Below are 25,480 nucleotides of genomic sequence, written 5' to 3' on the forward strand. Positions count from 1 at the left end.
CCGAGCCCTGGTACCCGCCGCTGCGGGGACCCCGCTGGCGGGCCGGCGGCGGGCCGTCGTCCACCCGCAGGTCGATGCGCTTGCCCGAGATCCGGGTGTCGGCCAACGCGTCGAACACCGCGTCGGGCAGGTCGGCCGGCAGCTCGACGACGGCGTGCTCGACACCGATCGTGATCTTGCCGAAGTCGGTGCGCCGCAGCCCGCCCTCGTTGGCCATCGCCCCCACGATGGCCGAAGGGCCGATGCGGTGCCGCTTGCCGACGGCCAGCCGGTACCGGCGCCACCCCTCGGGGGCCTCCTGCCCGGCCTGCTCCTGGACGTCACGACGAGGACGGTCGTCCCGCTCGGTCCGCTCCCGCTTCGGCCGCTCCTTGACCGGCGGGTCGGGCCGCAGGAAGAACTCCTTGTCGTCGGTGTTCATCACCGCCAGCGCGGCGGCCACGTCGGTCATGTCGACCTCGTGCGCGGCAGCGTACTCCTCGACGAGCCGGCGGAACGGGTGGAACTGCGGCGACCCCAGGCTCTCGGTGATGGCGGCGGCGAAGCGCTCCGACCGCTGCGTGTTGACCTCCTCGGCGCTCGGGACGCTCATCTCCTCGACCGGCCGGCCCGACACCTTCTCGATCGCCGAGAGCATCCGCCGTTCACGGGGGGTGACGAACAGGACGGCCTCGCCGGAGCGACCCGCCCGGCCCGTGCGCCCGATGCGGTGCACGTAGGACTCGGCGTCGTGCGGGATGTCGTGGTTGATCACGTGGGTGATGCGGTCGACGTCGAGCCCTCGGGCCGCGACGTCGGTCGCCACGAGGATGTCGAGGCTGCCGCCCTTGAGCTGGCCCACGATGCGCTCACGCTGCGCCTGCACGAGGTCGCCGTTCAGGGCTGCCGCATCGAAGCCCCGCGACCGCAGCTTCTCGGCGAGCTCCTCGGTGGCCTGCTTGGTGCGGACGAAGATGATCATCCCGTCGCCGTTCTCGACCTCCAGCAGGCGGGTGAGCGCGTCGAACTTGCCGTGGTGCGGCACCGAGATCCAGCGCTGACGCACCGTCGTGGTCGACCGGGTGGCAGCCGGCGTCGCCACGTCGACCGGGTCGTTGAGGTACTTCTTGGCGAGGCGTCGGATCGCCGGGGGCATCGTGGCCGAGAACAGCGCGACCTGCTTGTCCTCGGGGGTGTCGGCCAGGATCCGCTCGACGTCCTCGGCGAACCCCATCGTCAGCATCTCGTCGGCCTCGTCGAGCACGAGGTGGTCGAGGCCGGACAGCTCGAGGCTGCCGCGGTCGAGGTGGTCGATGACACGACCGGGCGTGCCCACGACCACGTGCGCGCCCCGCTGCAACCCACGCAGCTGGGCCGCGTAGCCCTGGCCGCCGTAGACCGGCAGGATGCGCAGACCCGGCGTGCGGGCGGCGTAGGTGGCGAAGGCGTCGCTGACCTGCAGCGCCAGCTCACGCGTGGGGGCGAGGATCAGGGCCTGCGTCTCGGCGCGGTCGGGGTCGAGCCGCTCGAGGATCGGCAGCGCGAAGGCGGCCGTCTTGCCCGTGCCGGTCTGCGCCAGGCCGACCACGTCGCGTCCGTCGAGCAACGGCCCGATGGCCTGCGCCTGGATGGGGGTCGGGGTCTCGTAGCCGAGGCCGGCGAGGACCGCCACGAGGGCGTCCCCCAGGCCGAGGTCGGCGAAGGACGGGACGGACTCGCTCATCAGAACTCCTGGGGTACGGCGACGGCCAGCGGCGACGGCAGCGTGGATGCACACCGACCCTCTCGGCATACCGTAGTGTTTGGCCGGCGGGAGGCCCAGCACAGGGGAGGATCAGTTGCGGACGACACTCGGCGCGATCGCCGGACGATGGACGTCAATTCTACTCATCACCGCCCTGACCGTGGCCGTGGTGGCCGCGGTCGCGGCCGTCGTGCCGCGGCAGTACACCGCCTCCACCGACCTGCTGCTGCTGCAGGTCGACGAGGCCGGGTCCGCCGGGTCCCCCGGTGAGCGGGCCATCGCCTCCTACGCCGCCGTGCTGGAGGGCAGGACCCTGATCGGGTCGACCGAGGGCGCCACCGACGTCGAGGTCCGTGCGACCCCTCGCGAGGGGGCCGACGTCATCCGGCTCGACGTCCGGGCCGACACCGCGCGCGAGGCGGCTGCGGCCGCCACCGCCCTGGGCAACCGGTTCGCCGCCTGGTTGGACCTCGAGCAGCCCGAGGCAGGGCCGCAGGTCTCCTCGCAGGTGATCTCCCCCGCCGGGGCGCCGGACTCCCCCAGCCGTCCCGACTGGCCCACGTGGCTCGCGATCGCGACCGTCGTCGGGCTCGTGGTCGGATCCGTCCGCGCCGTCTTCCGCGGCGTCCCGCCCGGCGTCGTCGACACCTCGGCCCAGGCCAAGGAGATCCTCGGGGCTCCGGTGCTCGCCAGCGTCGCCACCGACCCGGACGTGCGGACCCGTCCGCTGCTGTCCGACCTCGAGCCGCACCACCCCCGTCACGAGGCGCTGCGGATCCTCCGCACGAACCTGCAGTTCCTCGACGTCGACCAGGCCCAGCAGGTCATCACGGTGACCAGCGCCCTGCCGGGCGACGGCAAGACCACCACGACCTGCGCGTTGGCGCAGGCGATCGCCGAGACCGGCCGCAGCGTCGTGGTCGTCGAGGGCGACCTGCGACGTCCCCGCCTGGCCGAGATGTTCGGCATCGAGCGCACGGTCGGGCTCACCACCGCCCTGGTCGGCAGGATCCCGATCGACGAGGCCGTGCAGGCCAGCGGCACTCCGGGGCTGGACGTCCTGACCAGCGGCGCCCTGCCGCCCAACCCCACCGAGATCCTGCAGACCACGGCCATGGCCCGCCTGGTCGACGGCCTGAGGGACCGCTACGACGTGGTGCTCATCGACGCGCCCCCGCTGCTGCCGGTCAGCGACGCCGCCCTGCTCGCGGCCCTGTCGGACGGGGCGATCGTCCTGGTCCGGCACGGCCGGACGCGCGCCGACGAGCTCGAGCTGGCGGCCGAGCGGCTCCGGGCCGTCGACGCCACGGTACTCGGCACCGTCCTCACGATGACGCCGCGCCGCGAGGCCCGGCGGTACGGCTACGGACCGGAGGGTTCGACCTCGTCACGGCAGCGCGGCACCCGGCGCGCCGCCCGCTGACGAGCCACCCACCCCGACGAGGGCGTTGAGCCGCGCGGCGATCGTGGAGCACGCCCGGTCGATCTCGTCCGCGGTGTCCCGGTGCACCTGGGGGCTGCGCCGGTAGGGGTCCTGGATGTCCAGGACGGAGCCGGCGCTGCCGCGCAGACGGGCCGCCTCCGCCACCAGGGCCGGTGGCGAGTCCGCGTCGACGGTGTCGACCAGGTCGGCGAACTCCAACAGGGTGAAGCTGCGCCGCAGCGCCAGGGGGCTGTGCTCGAGCACGGCCGAGCGGTGCTCGCGGGTGGCGGTCAGCACGAGGTTGGCCGACCCCACCAGGTAGCCGTCGATGGGGTGGGACTCGAACCCGGTCGGGTCGTGGCCGAGCCGCATGAGCTCCATGGCCGCCATCGCGTCCATGGGCGACCGGTCCCATCCCCGCACCCCGGCGCTCGCGACCTCGAAGTGCCGGGGGTCCAGCCGGGAGCGCAGCAGCACCTCCATGATCGGCGAGCGGCAGATGTTCGCGGTGCACACCGCCAGGACCGTGAACCGCCGCGTCACCTCAGCCACCGAGCCGCGGACGCACGTGCAGGCCGATCTCGGGATCGACCAGCACCTCCTGGGAGGCGGGCACCCCGTCGGCGGTGAGCACCAGCGTCGGGTCGACGTTGCGTTTGACCACACCGAGGGCGACAGGACCGAGCTCGTGGTGGCGGGCCGAGGTGCCGATGGCGCCCACCCGGGTGCCGGCCGGGTCGAGCAGGTCCGTCCCGACCGGCGGCAGGTGGTCGACCGAGCCGTCGAGGTGCAGCCGGACGAGGCGGCGCGGCGGTCGGCCGAGCGTGTGCACGCGCGCGACGGTCTCCTGACCGCGGTAGCAGCCCTTGTCGAGGTGCACGGCGCTGCCGAGCAGGCCGAGCTCGTTGGGGATGGCCCGTTCGTCGGTGTCCAGACCGATGCGTGGCCGACCCGCCTCGATGCGCAGCGCCTCCCACGCCCACGACCCGACGGGGTCGCCGAGCACGGCCGGCAGCGACGCCAGGTCGGCCCGCGGGCGGACCTCCCAGGCCAGGCCGGGCAGACCGATGACGGCCCACTGGTCGGTGGCGAGGGTGACCTCGACCCTGGACATGAAGCGCATGCGGTCGAGGAACTCCACCAGGGGAGCGCCGGCGCCCGGCTCGGTGTGCACCGTGAAGGTCGCGCCGTCGTCGACGCCGGTGAAGGCGTGCTCGATCCGGCCCTGCGGCGACAGCAGCAGGACGTCGGTGGGCCGGCCCGGAGGCAGGTCCAGCAGGTACTGGGTCGTGAGGGCGTGCAACCAGGTCAGGCGGTCCGGGCCGGCCACGGTGACGACGTCCCGGTGTGAGAGGTCGACGAAGGTGCCGCCGGCGAGCAGGGTGCGCTGCTCGGCGACGATCGACCCGTAGTGCGCGGCCACGGCGGCGTCGGGGGCGTCGGCCGCCACCGCTCCGGGCAGGTCCAGCAGCGGCGAACGGCGCTCGGTGGACTCAGACACGCTCGAGCTTCCCCCACAGGTGGGACTGCATCTCCTCGCCACCGGCCGCCATGTCGTAGGCGTACATGAGGGCACCCTCGACCAACCCGTACATGCGCTGGCCCGCGGTGTACTCCTTGGCGGTGGTGGTGCGGGCGACGAGATCGGTGGTCATCGTGATGCGCGGACCGTCGACGACGCCGTACCAGACCTCGGCGTAGCCGGTGGGATGCGCCAGTACCATCTCGACCCCGTCGGTGACCGGCCGGAGGAACCCGGTCTCCAGTGCCCCGGGACGGATCCGCTCGCCGGCGTCGTCGGTGATCCACGACCGGCTGAAGTAGTGCAGGAACGGCCGGGTGTCATGGGCGAACACGACGTCCTGCTCGAACCCGAAGGCATCGATGCCGGGGTAGTCGCCGCGGCCGTTGCCGTGCCACGTGCCGAGCAGCCACGCCATCGGCACGAGATCCGGGTGCAGGTCGGACGGGATCTCGAAGGCCATGCCTCCAGCCTACCGGCCGACCCGGGCCCGACCGGCGTGAGAGGCGTCCCACCGCCGACACCGACGTCGTGCGATGGTGGCCCCGTGCGAGCAGTGGTGCAGCGGGTGACCAGGGCCGGGGTCGTCGTCGACGGGACCGAGGTGGGGGCCATCGGTCCCGGCCTCGTGGTCCTGCTGGGCGTCACGCACGACGACACCCCCGAGCTCGCCGACCGCCTGGCGGCCAAGGTGCACTCCCTGCGGATCCTGCGCGGGGAGACCTCGTTGGCCGACGGAGCCGGCTCCGCGCTGGTCGTCAGCCAGTTCACCCTCTACGGCGACACGCGCAAGGGCCGCCGGCCGTCGTGGACCGCGGCAGCGCCCGGCCCGGTGGCCGAACCCATCTACGAGCGGTTCTGCGACGAACTACGCAGGAGAGGTACGACGGTGTCGACCGGGGTCTTCGGCGCCGAGATGGCCGTCTCGCTGGTCGGCGACGGACCGGTGACGCTGGTCCTCGACCTGTGACGTCGGCCGGGAACAGTTGGCCGGCGGGGCACGACCCGGCACACTGGACCGGTTGAGAGTTGCACGGAGCGGGGCAGACCGAACAGACAGGACAGCATGGCGAGGCGACCCAGGAGCGGGCGGAGGTACCGAGACGCCGGCAAGAGGCGTCTCGGCGGACAGCCGTTCCGTCGTCGGCACCGCCGACTCATCACGGGCGTCACCACCGTCCTCGTGCTGCTCATGGGGTCGGTGGCGGGCTACGCGTACCACCTCAACGCCCAGCTGAACCAGTTCGGTCGGGTCGACATCTCCGCGGTCGGTGACGGCGACGTCGACCCCGACGAGGGGCGCGCGCTCAACATCCTGCTGCTCGGGTCGGACCAGGGCGAGGGCTCCGAGGGTGGCGACTCCATCGAGGAGGACGCCGCGGCGGCCAGCTGGCCGTCGGGCAAGTACCGCAGCGACACCCTGATGGTGGTGCACATCCCGCGCGACCGCAGTGCCGTCCACCTGGTCTCGATCCCTCGCGACACGTACACCGACATCCTCGACGAGGACGGCGAGGTGCAGTCCCGCGAGAAGATCAACGCGGCCTTCTCGACCTACGGACCCCGTGGCGCGGTCAACACCGTGGAGGCGCTGACCGGCCTGTCGATCGACCACCTGGCGATCATCGACTGGGCCGGGTTCAAGGACATCACGACCGCCGTGGGCGGCGTCGAGGTCTTCATCCCGAACACCTTCTACGACCCCAGCCAGAAGATCCGCTGGGAGGCCGGCGACCAGGTCCTGGAGGGCGAGCGGGCGTTGCAGTACGTCCGCACCCGGTACGGTCTGCTGCGCGGTGACTTCGACCGCATCGCCCGCCAGCAGAACTTCATGCGGTCGGTCATGAACAAGATGCTGTCGCGCGGGGTGCTGGCCAACCCGGTGTCACTCGCCAACACGCTCGGCGCCCTGGCCGACAACATGACGCTCGACAGCGGCTGGTCGACGGGCAACCTGCGCAACCTCGCGCTGTCCTTGCGCGGCGTGGGCTCCGGCACCGTCAACTTCCTCACGGCGCCGGTCGCGACCACCGAGGAGCTCGCCGGCGTCGGCAGCATCGTGCGGTTGGACGAGGCGCGCGCGACCGAGCTGTGGCAGGCCATCGCGAGCGACACGATCCAGACCTACCTCGACGCCTACCCCGACGAGGAGCTCGGCTCGGACCGCGAGATCGCCTGACGGTCTGTCAGCCTGCCGTCAGCAGGCGCTGCGGATCCGCAGGTCGTTCGGGGCGCTGGTGATGCCGGGGGTGCTGGTCAGCACGCCGTCCGCCGTCTGGCCCTCGCCGGTGCGGATGTCCGCGGTGATGACGTACCGGTCGCCGGGCGCCAGCCGCAGGGTCACGTAGGTGACCGGGCGGCCGTTCAGCTCCTCGGCGTAGATCGTCTGCGGCTCGCCGTCGACCCGGACGTCGGTGACCTGTCCGCCGAACGGGGCGTAGAGGTCGACACCGACGTCCATCGAGCCGCGCGGCACCCGGAACCCGGGCCCCGTCACGGTGACCGGCAGGCTGGCCGCGTCGGCGGGAGCCGTCGACTCGACCACCGTGCGCAACGAGAGCGTCTGACGGTCGTCCTCGCAGCTGCTCGCCTCCACCCGGGTGGAGTACTGCAGGTAGAACTGCATCTTGGTGGCGGTGCCGTCGTTCAGGTAGACCCCGACGTGCGGCACGTCGCCGGTGTCACCGGCCAGCCCACCGGCGATCCCGGTCGCGGCCAGCGCCTCCTGGATCTGCTCGTCGGCGCTCCACACCATCAGCCGGTTCTCGAGCGCGCCCTGGGCCAGCGCCCGCAGCACGACGGACGCGTCGCCCTGCCCGGCGCTGACCGCGTCGAAGATCCGCTTGGCCGCGCCCTCGAAGAAGTCGTCCTGCTCGGGACCCTCGGGGATGACGGCGTACGCACGGTTCAGCAGGGCCACCACGGCGTTGTCGGCGGTCAGGACGCCGCCGAACTCGGGCGGGACCACCGCGGGGTTGCCGACCTCGACGGGTCCGGTGCCGGCCAGCAGGAAGGACAGCACCACCGGGTCCACCGAGATCACGCCGTCGACAGCGATGCCCTGACGCTCCAGCAGCAGCGCGCGGGCGATCTGCGCGGTCCGCGGGAAGTCCGGGGTGATCGTGGTGTTGCGGAAGTCGGTCGCGAGCGTGCGGTTGAACAGGCTCAGCTCGTCCTCGGCCAGCTCGACCACGGGGGCGTCGACCGGCGCGATGTCGGCCGACCCGCCCTGCTCCCGCATCTCCACGACACCGTTCTCGGCGTGGATGACGGCCCACGACCCGGCCACTCCGCCGGCGGACCGGATCTCGGCGTTGGTCTGCACCATGAGCAGGTAGTCGCGCGGACCCTCGGCACCCAGCATGCGGGGCAGCAGGCGCGAACCCTCGGCGGCGGTGCTCACGGCGGTCTGGGCCTCCACGAGGCGGGTCTGCAGGCCCGCCACGGGGCGACGCAGCCGGCCGAACAGGTCGGCGGGGTCGATCTCGGCCACCGGCGCGACCGCCTCGGTGAGGGCCTCGTCGGCCTGCTGGAAGGCCGGCGCGATGGCCGCCATGGCCGCGATGTCGACACGGCCGTCGGTGGGGGTGAAGACGTCGGCCTCGACCTGGTCGGAGACCTCCAGGATCGGCGGCAGCGCCTCGGCGACCGCGGCATCCAAGGACGACGAGATGGTGCTGATGGCGTCGACCGTCGAGCCGAGCACCGGCAGCTTCGCCGCCAGCCACCAGATCGGCCCGTCGCTGGAGGACCGGGCGCGGGAGGTGGAGTCGGCCAGTGCGTCGTAGGCCTCGGCGGCCAGCTCGTTGTCGCCGTCGACCAGTGCCTGACGCAGGATCTCGGACTGGTCGGCGGCCCGGTCCAGCGACAGCGCCGCCCGCGGGACCTCGTACGCCGTCCACAGCACCGCGGCCCCGACGACGACGCCGAGGGCGATCAGGATCCGTCGCCGCGTCACGGCACGACGGATCCGGGCGCGCCGGGACACCTCATGTGATCTCGACATCAGTGCTCAGGCGTCGCGTCGCGAGGACACGACCGCCATCAGGAGCTGCGGCGACGTGCTGCGACGGTGACGGCGCCGCCGCCGACGACCAGGGCGCCACCGGCCACGAGCAGCCACAGCGGGAAGCCGCCGGTGCCCGGCAGGAAGCCGTTGGAGTCGGTCGAGTCGCCGCCGCGCGGCAGGAGGATGACCTCGGCCGTGGCCGAGGCGGACGACGGGTACGCCAGCGGGAGCGTGACGCTGTAGGTCGCCTGCGTCGCCGAGGCGGTTCCGGACGAGGCGGCAGCAGGTGCGGCGTCGAGCTCGACCACGCCGCAGGTGGCGGTGACCGAGGTGGGGGTGCGGCTGGGCACGACCGGCGAGGCCAGGTTGGCCGAGAAGGTCTTGGACGGAGAGGTGGACGACGCGGTGCCGCCGCCGGCGATGTTCAGCGTCAGGGTCCAGTTGCAGATGATGTCGTCGTTCTCGACCTCGACCGAGACGGGCACGAGGTCACCACCGAAGTAGGTGCCCCCACCGACGTCGATCAGGAGGTTGACGTCCCACGGCGCATAGTCGTCGACCGTGTCGGCCGAGGCAGAGGGGGCGGCGAAGACCGCGATCATGCACGCCGCCATGAAGGCGACGAAGGATCCGAGAGTCCGGTTCATGATGCTCCAAGTCTGGACGAGCGTTCGCGTGGGTTGCCTGAGTCTACATGGATGAAGGGTCCACGTGCACTCACCAGGGTCCAACGATCACTGTGACGGAAGGTGACGGTGAGGTACGGGGTGCTGCGGGACGCGCGACGCCCCGGAGCCGCAGGGCTCCGGGGCGTCGCGCGTGGGGGTCAGAGGTCAGACCGTGACCGCGACCTCGGCCACGCTGCCGGTGGCAGCGATGACCGGACGGTCGACCGAGGCCGACCGCGGGGCCAGGGTGCGCACGGTCCACTCACCGGGGGCGGCGAAGAACCGGAACTGGCCCGTGACCGAGGTGGGCACCTCGGCGGTGAACTCACCGGTGCGGTCCAGCAGGCGCACGTAGGCGTTGCCCACCGGCTCGCCGTCGCGCGTGACGATGCCCTGGATGACGGCCTGGCCGGCCACGTCGACGCCCTCGAGGCTGGGGCCGCCGGAGATCGCTCCGCACATGTCAGGCCTCCCCGCGCTCGTCGCCGACCGCGACGGGAACCCCGCGCAGCGAGCCGTACTCGCTCCACGACCCGTCGTAGTTCTTGACCTTCGGGTACTCCAGGATCTCGTGCAGCACGAACCAGGTGTGCGAGCTGCGCTCACCGATCCTGCAGTAGGCGATCGAGTCCTTGCCCTCGTCGAACCCGACCTCGGCGTAGAGGTCCTTGAGCTCGTCGTCGCTCTTGAAGGTGCCGTCGTCGTTGGCCGCCTTGCTCCACGGCACGTTGCCCGCCGTCGGGATGTGGCCGGCGATCTGCGCGGCCTCCTGGGGAAGGTGGGCCGGGGCCAGCAGGCGACCCGCGTACTCGTCGGGGCTGCGCACGTCGATGAGGTTCTGGCTGCCGATGGCGCTGACCACCTCGTCGCGGAACGCACGGATCCCGTCGTCGGGCTCGCCGGCCGAGTAGCTCGTGGCCGGGCGGTCGGCGACCTCGGTCGTGAGCTCGCGGCCGTCCAGCTCCCACTTCTTGCGCCCGCCGTCCAGCAGCCGCAGGTCGGTGTGGCCGTAGTACTTGAGGTACCAGTAGGCGTAGGCGGCGAACCAGTTGTTGTTGCCGCCGTAGAACACGAGGGTGTCGTCGTTGGCGATGCCACGGTCGGACAGCAGCTGCTCGAGGCGCTCCTTGTCGATGAAGTCGTGGCGGACGCCGTCCTGCAGGTCCTGGCGCCAGTCGAGCCGGACGGCTCCGCGGATGTGGCCGGTGTCGTAGGCCGAGACGTCCTCGTCGACCTCGATGAGGACGACCTTGGGGTCGTCGAGGTGGGCTTCGACCCAGTCGGCGTCGACGAGCGCAGTGGCGCGGCTCATGGTTCCTCCGTTTCGCCGTGGGAAGTTCCCACGGAAGATGGTGTGGTGGTCAGGGTGGGCAGTCGGTGTGGTTCAGGCGGGGTGGTTCAGGCGGCGCTGGGCGCCAGGCGGCGGACCAGCAGGTACATCTCGCAGCCGAGGCAGAACCCGACGACCGCGTTCAGCAGCGCGGCGACCAGGGCGAACCCGACCGCCACGAGGGCGACGACCGACGACCCCAGGGCGAACCCCAGGAGCCCGACGACGGCGAAGGCCAGGCCGACGAGCTGGGCGAACTGCGGCGGACGGGCGTCCTCGAGCTCGGCCGGGGGCGCGAGCCGGGGCCGGATCGCTCGCGCGAAGAACAGGCCGTAGGGCGAGTGCCGGACGCCGAGGAAGGCGCCGATCGCGAAGACGGCGGCCTGGACGGCGAGCAGACCGACGGCGATCGGCGTGGACGCCGACGCCGTCAGCAGGACCAGCACGAGGACCGCGGCGGTGATGCCTGCAGCGGCTCGCAGCCCCCGGGGATCGACCTGGGGTGCGCCGGCCGCGACGGGACGGGAGGTGGACGTGGACATGGGAGCTCCTGGGCGCTGGCCGCGGGACGCGGCAGGGCGGGACCGCGGCGGAAGCCGCGGGAGGTGGACCGGACGGATGGGGTCGGTCAGCGAGCGCGACACAGCGCGGAGCGCGTACGGCAGTTGTCGACCGCCAGGCGCCGCGTCAGGTGGGTGTGCTCGAGCATGTGAACAGAGTACGGAGCCCGACCCGGCGGAACACCTCGGTGTCCCAGATGATGGACATTCATCCCAGGATGCGGACAACTATCCCTGCGACGGGCCACCGACCGCTGCGATCGCAGCCTCGACCTGGTCCCGCGACGGCAGTCCCGAGGCCCGCCCGACGACCCGCCCGGAGCCGTCCAGCACCAGCACGGTGGGGGTGCGCAGGATGCCGAGCCGGCGGACCAGGTCGAGGTGGGCCTCGGCGTCGATCTCGACGTGGCGCACGTCCGAGCGGCCGGCCACCACGTCGTGCAGCAACGCGCGGGTCGCACGGCACGGACTGCAGAACGCGCTCGAGAACTGTACGAGACTGACGCGCGACCCCAGCTCACCGCCGATCTCCGCCGCCGTGAGCCGCTCACCCGTCATGGCCTCGGACGGGGCGGAACGGGGCGGGGCGACCTCGCGGAAGCGACCGTTGCGGCGACGCATCAGCAGCGCGAGCGCGAAGGTCACGACGATCGCGACGGCCAGCACCCAGATCCCGGTCACGCGTCCAGCCTACGTCGGCGTCAGAAGGCCGTGACGAGCTGACCGCCGACGTGCACCACGGGCGCGGTGAGCGCGACGGAGAGCGCGCCGGGGAACCCCCACCCGGCAGCGGCGTGCCGACGCGCCTTGGCCCAGGCGCGCCCGAGGACCTGCCCGAGGACCGCGAACAGACCGACCGCCAGACCGACCGTGACCCCGAAGACAGGAGTGAGCGACGAGTCCAGCACGATCGCCGCGGCCGCCCCGCCAGCACCACCGGCGGTGATCGCCAGCGAGCCGCAGATCCACCGGTCGAGCGGCACCGTCCACGTCAGCAGGGACGCCGCCACGGCAGCAGCACCGATGACCACGACCTCGGGGCCGTTGACGGCCTGCACCGCGCTGATCCAGCCGACCGACAACGAAGCGAACATCGTCAGGGTGACCGCGTAGCCGGTCGAGCTCACCAGGTCGCGCCGGCCGTCGGACCTCAGCATCTGAGACACGAGGGCCAGCATGACGCCGACGGCGACGGCGGGAAGGATGCCGGCCAGCGTGCCGCTCGCCACCCCGCCCGAGCTGCCCGAGACCGAACCCTCGGCGCCGACCAGCACGGACGGACGCACCGTGACGACGGTCGCCACGGTGGCCGCAGCGACCGTGGCGGCGACCTTGGGGGTCCGCACCGAACGGCCGCGGGCGTCCGCCGGGGGCGGGGCGGCCGCGACGAGGACCTGCACGACGGCCACGGTCACGGCGACCAGCCACACCTCCGCGTGGGCCGCGAGCGAGATGACGGCGACCAACGCGATCGAGAGGGCGGTCGGAGCGAGGCGGGACACCTCCGCATGATCGCACCGCCGTCCGACGTGCCACCGCACCGCAGCCGACACGCCGATGGGGGACGTCGTCAGCCGCCGGCGAAGGGCGGGAGGAACTCCACCGTGGTGCGCGTCCGCAGCTGCACCGACGCGGGATCCCGGGAGCCGACGGCGACGCCCTCGACCAGCACCGAGCAGGCGTCCACGACATCGGAGAACCGCCGGTCGGCCGGGCGTCGGCGGGTGATCTCGGCCATGACGCCGGCCAGGGTGGTGGCCGCCACGAGCTCGCTCTCGGTGCCCGCTGCGGCCTTCGCCCCGCCCCAGTACCGGCACGTGACGACGGTCACCCGTTCGTCATTCGATGGAGATCTGGACGTCATCTGGGATATTCTGTCTCATGCAATGAGGCCATGGTGATGATTTCACCTGGCCTCGTCCTGTATCCGGGTTACATCGGAGGCACCATGTCGCACCTGCTCCTGCTGACCAAGAGCACGCAGTCGTCGGTGGAGGTGCTGCCCGCTCTGGCCCTGCTGCCCCACCACGTGCGCATCCTCCCCGCCGAGGCCAGCGCCCTGCTCGACGCCCCACCCTGCGACGCCGTGCTCGTCGACGGTCGCCACGACCTCGCCCAGGTCCGCAGCCTGACCCGTGTCATCCGCACCACCGGCATCGAGTGCCCCCTGATCGTCATCCTGACCGAGGGCGGTCTCGCCGTCGCCGCCGCCGACTGGGGCATGGACGACGTCCTGCTCACCACCGCCGGGCCGGCCGAGCTCGAGGCCCGGCTGCGGCTCGGCATCGGCCGGATCGCGGCCGCCGGCGACGGTCCGGGCGAGACCCACGTGATCTCCTCCAGCGGTCTGGTGGTCGACGACGCCACCTACACCGCCAAGCTCGAGGGCCGCACGCTCGACCTCACCTTCAAGGAGTTCGAGCTGCTCAAGTTCCTCGCCCAGCACCCCGGCCGGGTCTTCACCCGCCAGCAGCTGCTGCAGGAGGTGTGGGGCTACGACTACTTCGGCGGCACCCGCACGGTCGACGTCCACGTGCGCCGGCTGCGCGCCAAGCTGGGCACCGACCACGAGACCCTGATCGGCACCGTCCGCAACGTCGGCTACCGGTTCGTCGCGACCAAGACCGAGCCCGCGCGCGACTCCGCCGACGCCCGCGCCTGACTCCCCCGTGACCCACCTGACCGTCCACGACCTGATGGACCTGGTGCTGGACGCCGGCTCCGTGCAGTCGTGGGACACCCCGGTCGACATCAGCGGGCACGCCCCGTCGTACCGGCGCGAGCTGGAGGCGGCGGCCGAGCGGGCCGGCACCGACGAGTCCGTGCTGACGGGTCGCGCCACGATGCAGGGCCGACCGGTCGCCTTCGTCGTCAACGAGTTCCGGTTCCTGGCCGGGTCCATCGGGCGCGCCGCAGCCGACCGCATCGTCGCGGCCGTCCGGCGGGCGACCGCCGAAGGGCTGCCCATCCTCGCTGCCACCTCCTCGGGTGGCACCCGTATGCAGGAGGGCACCCCCGCCTTCGTGCGGATGATCGACATCAGCCGCGCCATCATGGACCACCGCGCGGCCGGACTGCCGTACCTGGTGTACCTGCGCCACCCCACCACCGGAGGCGTGTTCGCGTCGTGGGGCTCACTGGGCCACATCCGGATCGCCGAGCCGGGTGCACTGATCGGCTTCCTGGGGCCCAAGGTCTACGAGCTGCTCGAGGGCAAGCCGTTCCCTCCGGGGGTGCAGACCGCCCAGAACCTCGCCCAGCACGGGATCATCGACGCCGTCGTCTTCCCCGAGGAGCTGCCGTCGGTCGTCGACCGTGCCCTGGCCCTCCTGGTCGACGGGCCGCAGCCGCGTTCCCTCGAACGACGGGCGGGCCACGGCGGGCCGCGACGCGGCACGTGGGAGTCCATCGAGCTGACGCGAGCCCCGGGCCGCGCCGGTGTGCGGGAGGTCCTGCGCTACGGCAGCGACGCCACCATCCGCCTGCAGGGCACCGGGGAGGGCGAGCGGGACACCGCGATGATCGTGGCGCTGGCCCGCCTCGACGGTCAGCCGTGCGTGGTCATCGGCCAGGACCGCTCCACGCAGACCAAGGACAACCCGATGGGACCGGCGGCCCTGCGGGAGGCCCGGCGCGGCATGCGGCTGGCCGAGGAGCTGCACCTGCCGCTGGTCTCGTTCATCGACACCCCCGGCGCCGAGCTCTCGCCGGAGGCCGAGCAGGGCGCGATCGCCGGCGAGATCGCCCGCTGCATCAGCCAGATGTCGATCCTGACCGTGCCGACCGTGTCGGTGCTGCTGGGCCAGGGCTGTGGCGGCGGAGCGTTGGCGCTGCTGCCGGCCGACGTCGTGGTCGCGGCCGAGAACGCGTGGCTGTCGCCCCTGCCGCCCGAGGGGGCCAGCGCGATCGTGCACGGCGACGTCGACCATGCCGCCGAGATGGCCGAGGCCCAGCAGGTCAGCGCCGTCGCCCTGCACGGACACGGCGTGGTGCACCACCTGGTGCCCGAGTACGCCGACGACGACGCCGAGTCGTTCGCCCGGGCGATGGCCGCCGAGGTGGCGGTCCGCATCGAGACCCTGCGGTCACCGTGAGCCTGCTCGACCTGGCTGCGTCGGTCGCCGCGCACGACGGCGTCGACCCGCTCAACGAGGCCTCCCGCCTGGCGCTCGACGCCGGCGACCCCCCACGCGTCGACCACCGGATCGAGGTGGGCGGCCGGCTCGTGGCCGCCGCGTTCTCCGCAGGCGAGGCGCCGGTCGAGATCCTCGTGGCGCCGACCCACCGCCGAGGCGGTCTGGGCGGGCGGTTGCTCGACCTGTGCCGTACCGACGGCGAGACCGGGTTCTGGGCCCACGGCGACCTGGTCCCCGCCCGGGCGCTGGCCGGCTCCCGTGGCCTGTCGGCGGGGCGGACCCTGCTGGTGCTGCGGCTGCGGATGCCGCAGGCTCCCGCCCGCGAGACCGTCCCCGACGGGGTGACGCTGAGGACCTTCGAGGACGCCGACGCCGAGGCGGTGGTGACTGTGAACGCGCGAGCCTTCGCCGACCATCCCGAGCAGGGCGCGATGGACCTGGCCGACTTCCGGCGCCGCGCGGCCGCCGACTGGTTCGACCCGGCGGGGCTGTTCGTCGCCGAGCGCGACGGCGCCGTGGTGGGGTTCCACTGGACCAAGGTCGAACCCGCCCCCGACGGGGAGCTCCTCGGCGAGGTGTACGTGGTCGGGGTCGATCCGTCGGAGCACGGCAAGGGGCTGGGGACGGCCCTGACCGCGCGCGGCCTGCGCCACCTGTTCGAGTCCGGCGTGCGCGTGGTCGATCTCTACGTCGAGGGCGACAACGAGGCGGCCCTCACCGTCTACCGGCGGCTCGGCTTCGACGAGCACGCCCGCGACACCCTGTACCGCGCCCCCTGAGGGCCCCGCGCTCGCTCCCCGCGCTCGGTCAGGACAGACCGCGCTGCAGGGCGCGCGAGATCCGCGCCACCGCAGCGGGAGCGGAGCGACCGAACGACACCATGTTGGCGTAGCCGTGGATCAGCCCCTCCTCGCACAGGTACTCCACCGTGACGCCGGCCGACCGCATCAGCTCGGCGTACGCGAGACCCTCGTCGAGCAGCGGGTCGAAGCCGGCGGTGACCACGAACGCGGGCGCCACACCCGAGACGTCGCCGTGCAGCGGTGACAGGCGCGGGTCGGAGCGGTCCTCGTCACCCAGCAGGTAGTTCTCCTCGGCCAGGTCCATGAACCCGGTGGTGAGGAAGAACCCGGTGCCGAACCGCTCCCGGCTGGGCGCGCGCTCGGCGAAGTCGGTCGCCGGGTAGATGAGCAGCTGGAACGCCGGCGCCTGCCCGTCCTCGCGGGCGGCCCGCTGCGCCACACCCGCCGCCAGGTTGCCTCCGGCGCTGTCGCCGCCGACCGCGATGCGGGACGGGTCGATGCCCAGGCCGACCGCGTGGTCGCGCACCCAGGTCCAGGCGGCCCACGCGTCGTCGGTCGCGGCGGGGAACGGGGCCTCCGGCGCGAGCCGGTAGTCGACCGACACGACCCGGACCTGCGCCTGCTCGGCGAGGGTCCGGCAGAGCGCGTCGTGGGTGTCGAGCGACCCGTAGATCCAGCCACCACCGTGGTAGAACACGAGCGCGGCCGAGGTGCCGCGCAGCCCGCGAGGCGTGTAGAACCGCACGGGGAGCCGGCCGCCGGGCCCGGGGACGGTGCGCTCGGTCACCGCGCCGACCACCGGGGACCCGCCGACGAGCTGGGACTGCTCGGCCACGATCTTGCGCCCCTTGGTCACCGGCACGTCCTCGACGGAGGGCCCGGCCAGGCCCTGCAGCTTCAGCAGCAGCTGCATCTCGACGTCCAGCCGCTTGCCGTCGACCACCACGGGCGAGCCGGCCAGGGTCGCCAGCACCCGGCGCGGCAGCCGCATCAGACCTCGCGACCCGGTGTCGCGTGCGCCGATCAACAGGTCAGGGACAGTCACCATGGCGGCAAGGTATCGCACCGGGGACGGTTCACCGTCGCGTCACCCGAACCTGTCACCATGGGCAGCATGGACAGTGCTGACCTCGAGGTCTCGGACGCAGGATCCCCCGACGAGTTCGATGTCGACCCGCCCTACGACTCCACGTCCGGCGAGCTGCCCTCCGACCGCTTCCTCGACCGTGAGCTGTCGTGGATCGCGTTCAACGCCCGCGTGCTCGAGCTGGCCGAGGACCCCGAGCTGCCGCTGCTCGAGCGGACCCGGTTCCTCGCGATCTTCGCCAGCAACCTGGACGAGTTCTTCATGGTGCGCATCGCCGGCCTCAAGCGCCGGATCGCCGCCGGTGTCGCCGTGCCGTCGGCCAGCGGGCTCAACCCCAAGGAGGTCCTGGCCCGCAGCTTCGCCGCCAGCCACGACCTGATGCTGCGCCACAGCCACCTCTTCCGCGACACGATCGTCGGCGAGCTGCGGGCCGAGGGCATCGAGGTCCTGCACTGGGACGACCTCGACCCCGAGGAGCGGGACCGGGTCAGCACCACCTACCGCGAGCGGGTCTTCCCCGTGCTCACCCCGTTGGCCGTCGATCCCGCCCACCCGTTCCCCTACATCTCCGGGCTCTCGCTCAACCTCGCCCTGGTGCTGCGCAACCCCGACTCGGGCAAGGAGCACTTCGCCCGAGTCAAGGTGCCGCCCATCATCGACCGGTGGGTCGAGGTCTCGCCGCAGCGGTTCCTGCCGCTCGAGGACGTCATCGCGGCCCACCTCGACCTGCTGTTCCCGGGGATGGAGGTCATGGCGCACCACGCCTTCCGCGTGACCCGCAACGAGGACCTCGAGGTCGAGGAGGACGACGCCGAGAACCTCCTGAAGGCGCTCGAGCAGGAGCTGTTGCGCCGCAAGTTCGGCCCCCCGGTGCGCCTGGAGGTCGAGACGTCCATCTCGGCCGACGTGCTCGACCTGCTGGTGTCCGAGCTGGGCGTCCGCGCCGACGAGGTCGTCCACCTCGACGGTCCGCTCGACCTGCGGTCGCTCAACGAGATCGCCGACGTCGACCGTCCCGAGCTGAAGTTCGAGGCGTTCGTCCCGGGCACCCACGAACACCTCGCCGAGGTCGAGACCGCCAGCCCCGCCGACATGTTCAGCGCCCTGCGCAAGCGTGACGTGCTGGTGCACCACCCGTACGACTCGTTCGCCACCAGCGTGCAGCGGTTCATCGAGCAGGCGGCCGCCGATCCCAAGGTGCTGGCCATCAAGCAGACGCTCTACCGCACCTCCGGCGACTCGCCCATCATCGACTCCCTCATCGACGCCGCCCGCTCCGGCAAACAGGTCCTCGTGCTCGTCGAGATCAAGGCCCGCTTCGACGAGCAGGCCAACATCCGGTGGGCCCGCAAGCTGGAGCGGGCCGGCTGCCACGTCGTGTACGGCATCGTCGGATTGAAGACCCACTGCAAGCTCGCGCTGGTGCTGCGCGACGAGCCCGACGGGCTGCGCCGGTACGCCCACATCGGCACCGGCAACTACAACCCCAAGACCGCCCGGCACTACGAGGACCTGGGCCTGCTGACGTCGGACCCCGACATCACGCACGACCTCACCGACCTGTTCAACAACCTGTCGGGGTTCAGCCAGAAGACCGAGTACCGCAGCCTGCTGGTCGCGCCGGCCCGCCTGCGACAGGGCCTGCTCGACCGCATCGACCGCGAGATCGAGCACCACCGCGCCGGTCGCGGCGGTGCGGTGCGGTTCAAGGTCAACTCGTTGGTCGACGAGGAGCTCATCGACAAGCTCTACGAGGCGTCCCGCGCCGGGGTGCCGGTCGACCTGGTCGTCCGTGGCATCTGCGCGATCCGTCCCGGTGTCCCCGGCCTGAGCGAGAACATCCGCGCCGTCAGCGTGCTCGGCCGGTTCCTCGAGCACAGCCGCGTCTACTGGTTCGGCGGCGGCGGCGAGCCGGAGGCCTGGATCGGCTCCGCCGACCTGATGCACCGCAACCTCGACCGACGGGTCGAGGTGCTGGTGTCGATCCCGTCGGCCTCCCACGTCGAGCGGCTGGGCGACCTGCTGGCGCTCTCCGCCGACGACGACACGTCGTCGTGGCACCTCGGGCCCGACGGGGAGTGGGTGCGGCACGTCGGCTCGGTCGACCTGCAGGCGTCGCTCATCGACAAGGCCCGTCGGCGCCGCTCGCGCGCCACGACCTGATCCCGCGCGGGTCAGCGGCAGGCGGCGAACAGCACCGGCCCGGTACCGGTCATCAGGACGGCCGAGTCGGGCGCGCGGTCGAAGGTCAGCACGGCGGTCGTGCCGCGCAGGGCGGCGGTGCCGTCACGCAGCGCGTCGTCGACCCGTCCGGTGCGACCGATGAACGGACCGGTGGCGAGCCCCTGCCGGACCGCAGCCTGCTCGGCGGCGACACCGGCCGTGTCGAAGCCGAACGCGAAGGTCATCTGCTGTTCGTCGCCGTCGTCGGCGACGGCGCGGGCCGACCAGCGGTAGGGCGTCAGCGGTCCGGTGCGAGCCAGCGCCGCGTCAGCCTGGGCGCGAGCGTCCTCGCCGACACCGGCGGGGTCGGCCGGTCCGCAGGCGAACTCCTCGGTCTGCGCCAGCACGGTGACCGCCTTGCGCAGCGGAGCGAGGACGTCCGCGGCGAGCGGCTCGCCGGCCAGGGCCGGGGCCCTGCCGTCGATGACCGCGAGCACGCGGTCGACCGATGCGTCGTCGACGGCCGAGACCGCGATCCGCTCACCGGGAACCACCGCGAGCCGTGTGAAGACGCCCTCGCCCGCGAGGCCGGCCGCCCTCAGGGGGGCCGAGTCGATGGTCCACCGCTGCACGTCACCGTCGCCGCCGGCCCGCTCGTACCCGACCTCGGTGAGCCGGTCGGCCAGGTCGCGCATCGACTGCGACTCCGGCAGGGAGATGATCAGCGCCCCGCCGGTGGGGGTCTGGACGAACGCCTCCCAGCCGATCGACCAGGGCGCCCATCCGAACAGCTCGTCGAGCAGCTCGGCCGAGGGCGACACCACGGACCGGGACGACAGGTCACGGGTCTGGGCGGTGGCCACCAGGTCGCTGCGCTGCTCGGCGGTGCCGCCCTCACCGAGCGCGTCGCGGATTCCGGCCCAGTCGGTCAGGTTCACCGTGTGGACGTCGGCGGGGACGAGCGAGGCCAGCCGCACCAACGGAGCGCCGCGTGAATCGACCTGGGCCGAGGCCCACCAGCCGCCCGCGAGCGCTGCCACGAGGACGAGGGCGGTCACCACGACGGCGACCAGGGGACGACGAGCGGTCCGCTCGGTCATCGTCACCACCCTCCGCCGGTCGCCGGTCGACCGTGGGATGGAGAATACGTCCATGGCGAGTGAGCGGACGATCCTGGCTGCCGGCGGCATCGTGTGGCGACGCCGCGCGGGCAGCCGCACGGGCGTCGAGGTGCTGGTGGCCCACCGCCCCCGCTACGACGACTGGACCTTCCCCAAGGGCAAGTCCGAGCCCGGCGAGTCGCTGCCCGTCACGGCCGTCCGCGAGATCGAGGAGGAGACCGGGTTCCGGGTCCGTCTCGGGGCCGACCTGCCCGACGTGCGGTACCGCGTCGCCGCCGGGCCGAAGGTGGTGTCCTACTGGACCGCCCGCCTCGTCAAGGGCGATCCCGGCCGGTTCGTGCCCAACGACGAGGTGGACGCCGTGCAGTGGCTGCGGCCTCGCGACGCCGCCCGCCGGCTGACCTACGCGCACGACCTGGACCTGCTCGAGCACTTCCGGGTGCTGCGCGACACCGACGGCCTGCGCACGCGCACCGTCGTGGTGCTGCGCCACGCCAAGGCCCAGTCGCGGGAGTCGTTCGCCGGCCGCGACGAGCAGCGCCCCCTGGCCGACGTCGGACGTCATCAGGCGTGCGCGCTGGCCCCGGTGCTGTCGGCCTTCGGCATCACCGCGGTGGTCACGAGCCCGGCCGTCCGGTGCGCCGACACCGTCGCACCGTTCGCCGTGCAGGCAGGCGTGGCCGCTCGCACCGAGGCCCGGTTCGCCGAAGGTTCACGGCCCCGGGACACCACCCGCGCGGTGCGGGAGGCAATCGACGCGTCCAAGCACGTGGTGCTGTGCAGCCACGGCCCGGTGCTGCCGGACATCTTCGCCGTGCTCGGCGTGCAGGATCCCGGCCTGGCCCCCGGGCACGGGGTCGTGGTGCACCGTCGCGGCGAGCGGGTCGTCGCGAGCAGCCTTCTGGGCTGAGCCGCCTGCCCGGCGTGATGTCGGTCACTGGACCACCCCCGTTCACCTGCGGTCCATGCCGGTTACCGGGTCCAGCGTTACAGGATCGTTCACCTTGCGTTCACCAAGCCCCATCCGGCGATACACCTGGGCCTCCTAGCGTCCCTCGAGTCAGTCAATCCGGGCTGCCCCCGCAGCCTGCACTCGAGAGGTATTCCCCGTGAACCGACGCACCAAGCTCCTGGTGGCCCTTCCAGCCGCCGCGGTCCTGACCCTCGGCCTTGCCGCCTGCGGTGGCGACGCCGACGGCGGCTCGTCCGACTCCGGCTCCATCTCCGGCGAGGTCGTCTCCGACGGCTCCTCCACCGTCCAGCCCCTGACCGCCGCGGCCGGCGAGCTCTTCGGCTCCGAGAACAGCGGCGTCAACGTCTCGGTCGGCACCTCCGGCACCGGCGGCGGCTTCGAGAAGTTCTGCCTCGGCGAGACCGACATCTCCAACGCCTCGCGTCCGATCGGCGACGACGAGATCGTCATCTGCGAGGAGAACGGCATCGAGTTCACCGAGCTGCGCGTCGCCTCCGACGCCCTCTCGATCGTGGTCTCGCAGGACAACGAGTTCCTCGAGTGCCTCACCACCGACGAGCTGGCCACCCTGTGGGGCCCGGCCGCCGAGGGCACCATCACCAGTTGGGACCAGGTCAACCCGGAGTTCCCGGCCGAGACCATCGAGCTCTACGGCCCCGGTACCGACTCGGGCACGTTCGACTACTTCACCGACGAGATCAACGGCGAGGAGGGCGCCAGCCGCTCCGACTACAACGCATCTGAGGACGACAACGTCATCGTGCAGGGCGTCTCCGGCTCGGAGTTCGCGCTGGGCTACTTCGGCCTCAGCTACTTCCTCGAGAACTCCGGTTCGTTGAAGACCGTCCAGGTCGACAGCGGTGACGGCTGCGTCGAGCCCAGCGCCGAGACGGTCGCCGACGACACCTACACCCCGCTCGGCCGTCCGCTCTTCATCTACGTGAAGAACGAGTCCTACGCCGACAAGCCGCAGGTCGCGGCGTTCGTGGACTACTTCGTCGAGCAGTCGGCGTCCATCGCCGAGGCCGCCGAGTTCATCGCGCTGAACGACGAGCAGCAGGGCGAGCTCGAGGACGTCCTGGCCGGCCTCGCGGGCTGACCGGACGCACCGAGAGAAAGTCACCTTCACCGTGAGCTCCACCGTGACCCGCGGGGGTTCGTCCGACCGGACGAACCCCCGCGGGGGTGCTCCCACCACGAACCCCTTGGCGAAATCCTCCCCCCGCACGGGCGAGAAGATCGTCATGGTCGTTCTGTTCGGCGCCGCCGCCACCTCCGTCGTCGTGACGATCGGCATCTTCCTGGCGCTGCTGTTCCCCTCCATCAACTTCTTCCGCGAGATCAACCCGATCGACTTCCTCACCGGAACCCGATGGGCGCCGACCTTCGCCGATGCCTCGTTCGGTGTCGTGCCGCTGATCAGCGGCACGTTCTGGACGACGCTCATCGGGCTGTCGCTCGCGATCCCGATCGGGCTGGCCTCCGCGGTCTACCTCAGCGAGTACGCACCCCAGCGCATCCGCAAGATCCTGAAGCCCGTCCTGGAGATCCTCGCCGGCATCCCCTCGGTCGTGTACGGCTACTTCGCCCTGTTCTTCGTGGCGCCGTTCATCCTCAACGACCTGCTGGGCATCAACGTCGGTACGTTCAGCGTGCTGTCGGCCGGTCTCGTGCTCGGCATCATGATCATCCCCACGGTCGCCTCGTTGTCCGAGGACGCCATGAGCGCGGTGCCCCAGGCCCTGCGCCAGGGCAGCTACGCCCTCGGCGCCAACAAGATGCGCACCACCTTGCGGGTCGTCTTCCCGGCCGCGATCTCCGGTATCACCGCCTCGATCGTCCTGGCCCTGTCCCGCGCGGTCGGCGAGACGATGATCGTGGCGCTCGCCGCCGGCACCCGGGCGAGCGTCGTCAACGACCCGACCGATGCCGGTCAGACCATGACCGGCTTCATCGCGCAGACCGCGACCGGTGAGAGCACGCCGGGGTCGCTGACGTACAACACCCTGTTCGCCGTCGGCCTGCTGCTGTTCCTCATCACCCTCACCATCAACATCATCGCCGGCATCATCGTGCGGCGGATCCGGGAGGAGTACTGATGGCCACCATCGGAGCGCTTGCCACACCCCCGCCCCGCGCCCTGCGGACGGCGAAGCACGGTGACACCAGTTTCGCGTCGATCGGCTTCCTGATCGCCCTGTGGGCGGCGTTGGCCTTCGCCGTGCTGGCCCTGGTGGTCCTGCTGGTCACGTCGTTCATCGACGGCGCCAGCCGGCTCGACGGTGCCCTGCTCACCAACTACACGAGCCAGGTGTTCCCCGAGACCGCCGGTGCACGTGCCGCCATTCTCGGGTCCGCATGGGTCATCTCGACCACGGCCCTCCTGGCCATCCCGCTCGGCATCGCCGCCGGGGTCTACCTGGAGGAGTTCGCCGACAACCGCAAGTGGTGGAACAAGTTCATCGAGACCAACATCTCGAACCTCGCTGCGGTCCCGGCCATCGTGTACGGCATGCTGACCGCCGGCTTCGCCCTCGCGATCGGGATGGAACGACGGATCGTGCTGGCCGGCGGCATCGCCCTGGCCCTGTTGATCCTGCCGGTCATCATCATCTCGACCCGGGAGGCCTTGCGGGCCGTGCCTCAGGAGATCCGCCAGGGCTCGATCGCCCTCGGTGCGACTCCGTTGCAGACCGTCTGGCGGCAGACCCTGCCGTCGGCCGTGCCCGGTATCGCGACCGGCTCGATCCTGGCGCTCTCCCGCGCGTTGGGCGAGGCAGCGCCGTTGCTGCTGTTGGGTGGCCTGGTCTTCGTGACCTACGATCCCAACGGACTCTTCTCCGGTTTCACCACCCTGCCCATCCAGATCTTCAACTGGGCCGGTCAGCCGCAGCTGGAGTTCCAGCAGGTGGCCTCGGCAGCCATCATCCTGATGCTGGGGCTGCTGCTGATCATGAACGCCCTGGCCATCTTCATCCGCAATCGATTCCAGAACCGGTGGTGACCACCATGGCAGCTTTCGCGACCGGACAGACTCCGGCCAACCAGACCACGAAGTCGACAGAACCAACCCCGGAGGCCCGCGTGGAACGCGAGATCCCGACCACCCCGCGACGCATCATGGCCTGCGAGGACGTCAACGTGTACTACGGCGACTTCCGCGCCGTCACGAGCGTCGACCTCACGTTCGGCAAGAACGAGATCACGGCCCTCATCGGCCCCTCGGGTTGCGGCAAGTCGACGCTCCTGCGTTCGCTCAACCGGATGAACGACATGGTGCTCGGCGCGCGGGTCGAGGGATCGGTGACGTTCCACGACCAGGAGATCTATGCCAAGGAGGTCGACCCGATCGAGGTCCGCCGCCGCATCGGCATGGTCTTCCAGAAGCCCAACCCGTTCCCCAAGTCGATCTACGACAACATCGCGTACGGCCCGAAGGTCACCGGCATGAAGGTCTCGAGCATGGACGACCTGGTCGAGGAGGCACTCACCCGCGCGGCGCTGTGGGGCGAAGTCAAGGACAAGCTCAAGCAGTCCGCCTACGGCCTCTCCGGTGGCCAGCAGCAGCGCCTGTGCATCGCGCGCACCATCGCGGTCAATCCCGAGGTCATCCTGATGGACGAGCCGTGCTCGGCGCTCGACCCCATCGCGACGTCGCGCATCGAGGACCTGATGGTCGAGCTCCGCGAGGACTACTCGATCATCATCGTCACGCACAACATGCAGCAGGCTGCACGCGTCGCCGACCGCACCGCGTTCTTCACGGCTCTCGCCGACGAGGGCACCGGTGACCGCACCGGCGTCCTGGTCGAGTACGACAAGACGGCGACCATCTTCGGCTCGCCCGCTGACCAGCGCACGGAGGACTACATCTCCGGTCGCTTCGGCTGATCCTTCAGCCTCGGACCGGCCCCGTGGGCCGCGGCGTAGTCACGGCGCCGCGGTCACGGGGCCGGTCTCGT

At 71.7% G+C, this 25,480-nt stretch carries 26 protein-coding genes; 12 read left to right on the forward strand and 14 right to left on the reverse strand.

What is annotated here, in order from left to right; all coding sequences use genetic code 11:
• A partial coding sequence (locus tag HMPREF0063_RS11290) for a DEAD/DEAH box helicase (RefSeq protein ID WP_007078804.1) occupies positions 1–1,702 on the reverse strand: 1,702 nt, incomplete at its 3' end.
• Between the two features lie 115 nt (positions 1,703–1,817).
• Between HMPREF0063_RS11290 and HMPREF0063_RS11295 the strand changes: the two genes are divergently transcribed.
• Positions 1,818–3,146, forward strand: coding sequence for a tyrosine-protein kinase domain-containing protein (locus HMPREF0063_RS11295; RefSeq protein WP_156794104.1), 1,329 nt, complete (start codon positions 1,818–1,820; stop codon positions 3,144–3,146).
• On the opposite strand, the gene HMPREF0063_RS15845 is transcribed toward HMPREF0063_RS11295, so the two are convergent.
• From HMPREF0063_RS15845 to HMPREF0063_RS11310, 3 genes are read right to left on the reverse strand one after another with little or no spacing between them, the layout of a single operon-like run.
• Positions 3,111–3,689, reverse strand: coding sequence for an arsenate reductase/protein-tyrosine-phosphatase family protein (locus HMPREF0063_RS15845; protein ID WP_156794105.1), 579 nt, complete (start codon positions 3,687–3,689; stop codon positions 3,111–3,113). The two genes, HMPREF0063_RS11295 and HMPREF0063_RS15845, sit on opposite strands and share 36 nt — an antisense overlap.
• A gap of 1 nt (position 3,690) precedes the next feature.
• A complete protein-coding gene (gene ygfZ / locus HMPREF0063_RS11305; protein WP_007078807.1) occupies positions 3,691–4,647 on the reverse strand; it encodes a CAF17-like 4Fe-4S cluster assembly/insertion protein YgfZ in 957 nt (318 codons plus the stop codon).
• Positions 4,640–5,131: a heme-binding beta-barrel domain-containing protein gene (locus tag HMPREF0063_RS11310; RefSeq protein ID WP_007078808.1), complete on the reverse strand. Its 492-nt coding sequence runs from the start codon at positions 5,129–5,131 to the stop codon at positions 4,640–4,642. Before HMPREF0063_RS11310 ends, ygfZ begins: the two co-directional genes overlap by 8 nt.
• Before the next feature lie 84 nt (positions 5,132–5,215).
• Between HMPREF0063_RS11310 and dtd the strand changes: the two genes are divergently transcribed.
• Together dtd and HMPREF0063_RS11320 are read left to right on the forward strand one after the other, a co-directional pair.
• The gene (gene dtd / locus HMPREF0063_RS11315; RefSeq protein WP_007078809.1) at positions 5,216–5,638 is read left to right on the forward strand and encodes a D-aminoacyl-tRNA deacylase; all 423 of its coding nucleotides are present in this window, start codon (positions 5,216–5,218) and stop codon (positions 5,636–5,638) included.
• Between the two features lie 96 nt (positions 5,639–5,734).
• Positions 5,735–6,847 (forward strand): LCP family protein, encoded by a 1,113-nt coding sequence (locus HMPREF0063_RS11320; protein ID WP_007078810.1) that lies wholly within the window; start codon positions 5,735–5,737, stop codon positions 6,845–6,847.
• 18 nt (positions 6,848–6,865) lie between these two features.
• On the opposite strand, the gene HMPREF0063_RS11325 is transcribed toward HMPREF0063_RS11320, so the two are convergent.
• The 8 genes from HMPREF0063_RS11325 to HMPREF0063_RS11360 all read right to left on the reverse strand — a co-directional run bounded on the left by HMPREF0063_RS11325 (position 6,866) and on the right by HMPREF0063_RS11360 (position 13,066).
• The gene (locus HMPREF0063_RS11325; RefSeq protein ID WP_083788911.1) at positions 6,866–8,674 is read right to left on the reverse strand and encodes a DUF4012 domain-containing protein; all 1,809 of its coding nucleotides are present in this window, start codon (positions 8,672–8,674) and stop codon (positions 6,866–6,868) included.
• Between the two features lie 38 nt (positions 8,675–8,712).
• A complete protein-coding gene (locus HMPREF0063_RS11330) occupies positions 8,713–9,324 on the reverse strand; it encodes a hypothetical protein (protein WP_007078812.1) in 612 nt (203 codons plus the stop codon).
• 186 nt (positions 9,325–9,510) lie between these two features.
• Positions 9,511–9,807: a DUF1416 domain-containing protein gene (locus tag HMPREF0063_RS11335; RefSeq protein ID WP_007078813.1), complete on the reverse strand. Its 297-nt coding sequence runs from the start codon at positions 9,805–9,807 to the stop codon at positions 9,511–9,513.
• A 1-nt stretch (position 9,808) separates the two neighbouring features.
• Positions 9,809–10,657, reverse strand: a complete 849-nt coding sequence (locus HMPREF0063_RS11340; protein ID WP_007078814.1) for a sulfurtransferase — start codon at positions 10,655–10,657, stop codon at positions 9,809–9,811.
• A gap of 86 nt (positions 10,658–10,743) precedes the next feature.
• Positions 10,744–11,217, reverse strand: a complete 474-nt coding sequence (locus HMPREF0063_RS11345) for a DUF4395 domain-containing protein (protein WP_007078815.1) — start codon at positions 11,215–11,217, stop codon at positions 10,744–10,746.
• Positions 11,218–11,463: 246 nt separating this feature from the next.
• Entirely contained in the window at positions 11,464–11,916 is a 453-nt protein-coding gene (locus tag HMPREF0063_RS11350) for a thioredoxin family protein (protein WP_007078817.1), read from the reverse strand.
• Between the two features lie 20 nt (positions 11,917–11,936).
• Complete coding sequence (locus HMPREF0063_RS11355; RefSeq protein ID WP_007078818.1) at positions 11,937–12,737, reverse strand: hypothetical protein; 801 nt, start codon at positions 12,735–12,737, stop codon at positions 11,937–11,939.
• Between the two features lie 68 nt (positions 12,738–12,805).
• Positions 12,806–13,066 carry a MoaD/ThiS family protein gene (locus tag HMPREF0063_RS11360; protein ID WP_007078819.1) on the reverse strand — a complete coding sequence of 87 codons (261 nt, stop codon included), beginning with the start codon at positions 13,064–13,066 and terminating at the stop codon, positions 12,806–12,808.
• Between the two features lie 117 nt (positions 13,067–13,183).
• On the opposite strand from HMPREF0063_RS11360, the gene HMPREF0063_RS11365 reads away from it, so the two are divergent.
• Genes HMPREF0063_RS11365 through mshD form a run of 3 tightly spaced genes read left to right on the forward strand, consistent with a single transcriptional unit; the run spans position 13,184 to position 16,150 of the window.
• Entirely contained in the window at positions 13,184–13,897 is a 714-nt protein-coding gene (locus HMPREF0063_RS11365) for a winged helix-turn-helix transcriptional regulator (protein ID WP_040320252.1), read from the forward strand.
• 7 nt (positions 13,898–13,904) lie between these two features.
• Complete coding sequence (locus tag HMPREF0063_RS11370) at positions 13,905–15,329, forward strand: carboxyl transferase domain-containing protein (RefSeq protein WP_007078821.1); 1,425 nt, start codon at positions 13,905–13,907, stop codon at positions 15,327–15,329.
• The gene (mshD, locus tag HMPREF0063_RS11375; protein WP_007078822.1) at positions 15,326–16,150 is read left to right on the forward strand and encodes a mycothiol synthase; all 825 of its coding nucleotides are present in this window, start codon (positions 15,326–15,328) and stop codon (positions 16,148–16,150) included. Before HMPREF0063_RS11370 ends, mshD begins: the two co-directional genes overlap by 4 nt.
• Before the next feature lie 28 nt (positions 16,151–16,178).
• On the opposite strand, the gene HMPREF0063_RS11380 is transcribed toward mshD, so the two are convergent.
• Entirely contained in the window at positions 16,179–17,222 is a 1,044-nt protein-coding gene (locus HMPREF0063_RS11380; RefSeq protein ID WP_007078823.1) for an alpha/beta hydrolase, read from the reverse strand.
• Positions 17,223–17,279: 57 nt separating this feature from the next.
• Between HMPREF0063_RS11380 and HMPREF0063_RS11385 the strand changes: the two genes are divergently transcribed.
• Entirely contained in the window at positions 17,280–19,424 is a 2,145-nt protein-coding gene (locus HMPREF0063_RS11385) for an RNA degradosome polyphosphate kinase (RefSeq protein WP_007078824.1), read from the forward strand.
• An 11-nt stretch (positions 19,425–19,435) separates the two neighbouring features.
• Here HMPREF0063_RS11385 and HMPREF0063_RS16805 read toward each other — a convergent pair whose 3' ends face one another.
• Complete coding sequence (locus tag HMPREF0063_RS16805; protein WP_040320253.1) at positions 19,436–20,524, reverse strand: hypothetical protein; 1,089 nt, start codon at positions 20,522–20,524, stop codon at positions 19,436–19,438.
• A 52-nt stretch (positions 20,525–20,576) separates the two neighbouring features.
• Between HMPREF0063_RS16805 and HMPREF0063_RS16810 the strand changes: the two genes are divergently transcribed.
• From HMPREF0063_RS16810 to pstB, 5 genes are all read left to right on the forward strand, one after another.
• Positions 20,577–21,455 carry an NUDIX hydrolase gene (locus HMPREF0063_RS16810; protein ID WP_007078826.1) on the forward strand — a complete coding sequence of 293 codons (879 nt, stop codon included), beginning with the start codon at positions 20,577–20,579 and terminating at the stop codon, positions 21,453–21,455.
• A gap of 199 nt (positions 21,456–21,654) precedes the next feature.
• A complete protein-coding gene (locus tag HMPREF0063_RS11400; protein WP_007078827.1) occupies positions 21,655–22,617 on the forward strand; it encodes a PstS family phosphate ABC transporter substrate-binding protein in 963 nt (320 codons plus the stop codon).
• 145 nt (positions 22,618–22,762) lie between these two features.
• Entirely contained in the window at positions 22,763–23,617 is an 855-nt protein-coding gene (pstC, locus tag HMPREF0063_RS11405) for a phosphate ABC transporter permease subunit PstC (RefSeq protein WP_083788913.1), read from the forward strand.
• On the forward strand, positions 23,617–24,522 hold the full coding sequence (gene pstA, locus HMPREF0063_RS11410) for a phosphate ABC transporter permease PstA (protein ID WP_007078829.1): 906 nt from the start codon (positions 23,617–23,619) through the stop codon (positions 24,520–24,522). The genes pstC and pstA overlap by 1 nt, the downstream gene beginning before the upstream one ends.
• Positions 24,523–24,638: 116 nt before the next feature.
• Entirely contained in the window at positions 24,639–25,409 is a 771-nt protein-coding gene (gene pstB, locus HMPREF0063_RS11415; RefSeq protein ID WP_083789001.1) for a phosphate ABC transporter ATP-binding protein PstB, read from the forward strand.
• Positions 25,410–25,480: the final 71 nt, after the last annotated feature.

This window comes from Aeromicrobium marinum DSM 15272, assembly GCF_000160775.2.
GTDB classification, from domain to species: domain Bacteria; phylum Actinomycetota; class Actinomycetes; order Propionibacteriales; family Nocardioidaceae; genus Aeromicrobium; species Aeromicrobium marinum.

Excerpts from the sequence above, each read along its gene's own strand:
- HMPREF0063_RS11320 (WP_007078810.1), top strand. The coding sequence starts at position 5,735 with ATGGCGAGGCGACCCAGGAGCGGGCGGAGGTACCGAGACGCCGGCAAG.
- HMPREF0063_RS11385 (WP_007078824.1), top strand. The coding sequence starts at position 17,280 with ATGGGCAGCATGGACAGTGCTGACCTCGAGGTCTCGGACGCAGGATCC.
- pstB (WP_083789001.1), top strand. The coding sequence starts at position 24,639 with ATGGCCTGCGAGGACGTCAACGTGTACTACGGCGACTTCCGCGCCGTC.
- HMPREF0063_RS11380 (WP_007078823.1), bottom strand. The coding sequence starts at position 17,222 with ATGGTGACTGTCCCTGACCTGTTGATCGGCGCACGCGACACCGGGTCG.
- HMPREF0063_RS16805 (WP_040320253.1), bottom strand. The coding sequence starts at position 20,524 with ATGACCGAGCGGACCGCTCGTCGTCCCCTGGTCGCCGTCGTGGTGACC.
- HMPREF0063_RS11310 (WP_007078808.1), bottom strand. The coding sequence starts at position 5,131 with ATGGCCTTCGAGATCCCGTCCGACCTGCACCCGGATCTCGTGCCGATG.
- pstA (WP_007078829.1), top strand. The coding sequence starts at position 23,617 with ATGGCCACCATCGGAGCGCTTGCCACACCCCCGCCCCGCGCCCTGCGG.
- pstC (WP_083788913.1), top strand. The coding sequence starts at position 22,763 with ATGGTCGTTCTGTTCGGCGCCGCCGCCACCTCCGTCGTCGTGACGATC.
- HMPREF0063_RS16810 (WP_007078826.1), top strand. The coding sequence starts at position 20,577 with ATGGCGAGTGAGCGGACGATCCTGGCTGCCGGCGGCATCGTGTGGCGA.
- HMPREF0063_RS11340 (WP_007078814.1), bottom strand. The coding sequence starts at position 10,657 with ATGAGCCGCGCCACTGCGCTCGTCGACGCCGACTGGGTCGAAGCCCAC.
- HMPREF0063_RS11325 (WP_083788911.1), bottom strand. The coding sequence starts at position 8,674 with ATGTCGAGATCACATGAGGTGTCCCGGCGCGCCCGGATCCGTCGTGCC.
- HMPREF0063_RS11365 (WP_040320252.1), top strand. The coding sequence starts at position 13,184 with ATGTCGCACCTGCTCCTGCTGACCAAGAGCACGCAGTCGTCGGTGGAG.
- HMPREF0063_RS11345 (WP_007078815.1), bottom strand. The coding sequence starts at position 11,217 with ATGTCCACGTCCACCTCCCGTCCCGTCGCGGCCGGCGCACCCCAGGTC.
- HMPREF0063_RS11330 (WP_007078812.1), bottom strand. The coding sequence starts at position 9,324 with ATGAACCGGACTCTCGGATCCTTCGTCGCCTTCATGGCGGCGTGCATG.
- HMPREF0063_RS11335 (WP_007078813.1), bottom strand. The coding sequence starts at position 9,807 with ATGTGCGGAGCGATCTCCGGCGGCCCCAGCCTCGAGGGCGTCGACGTG.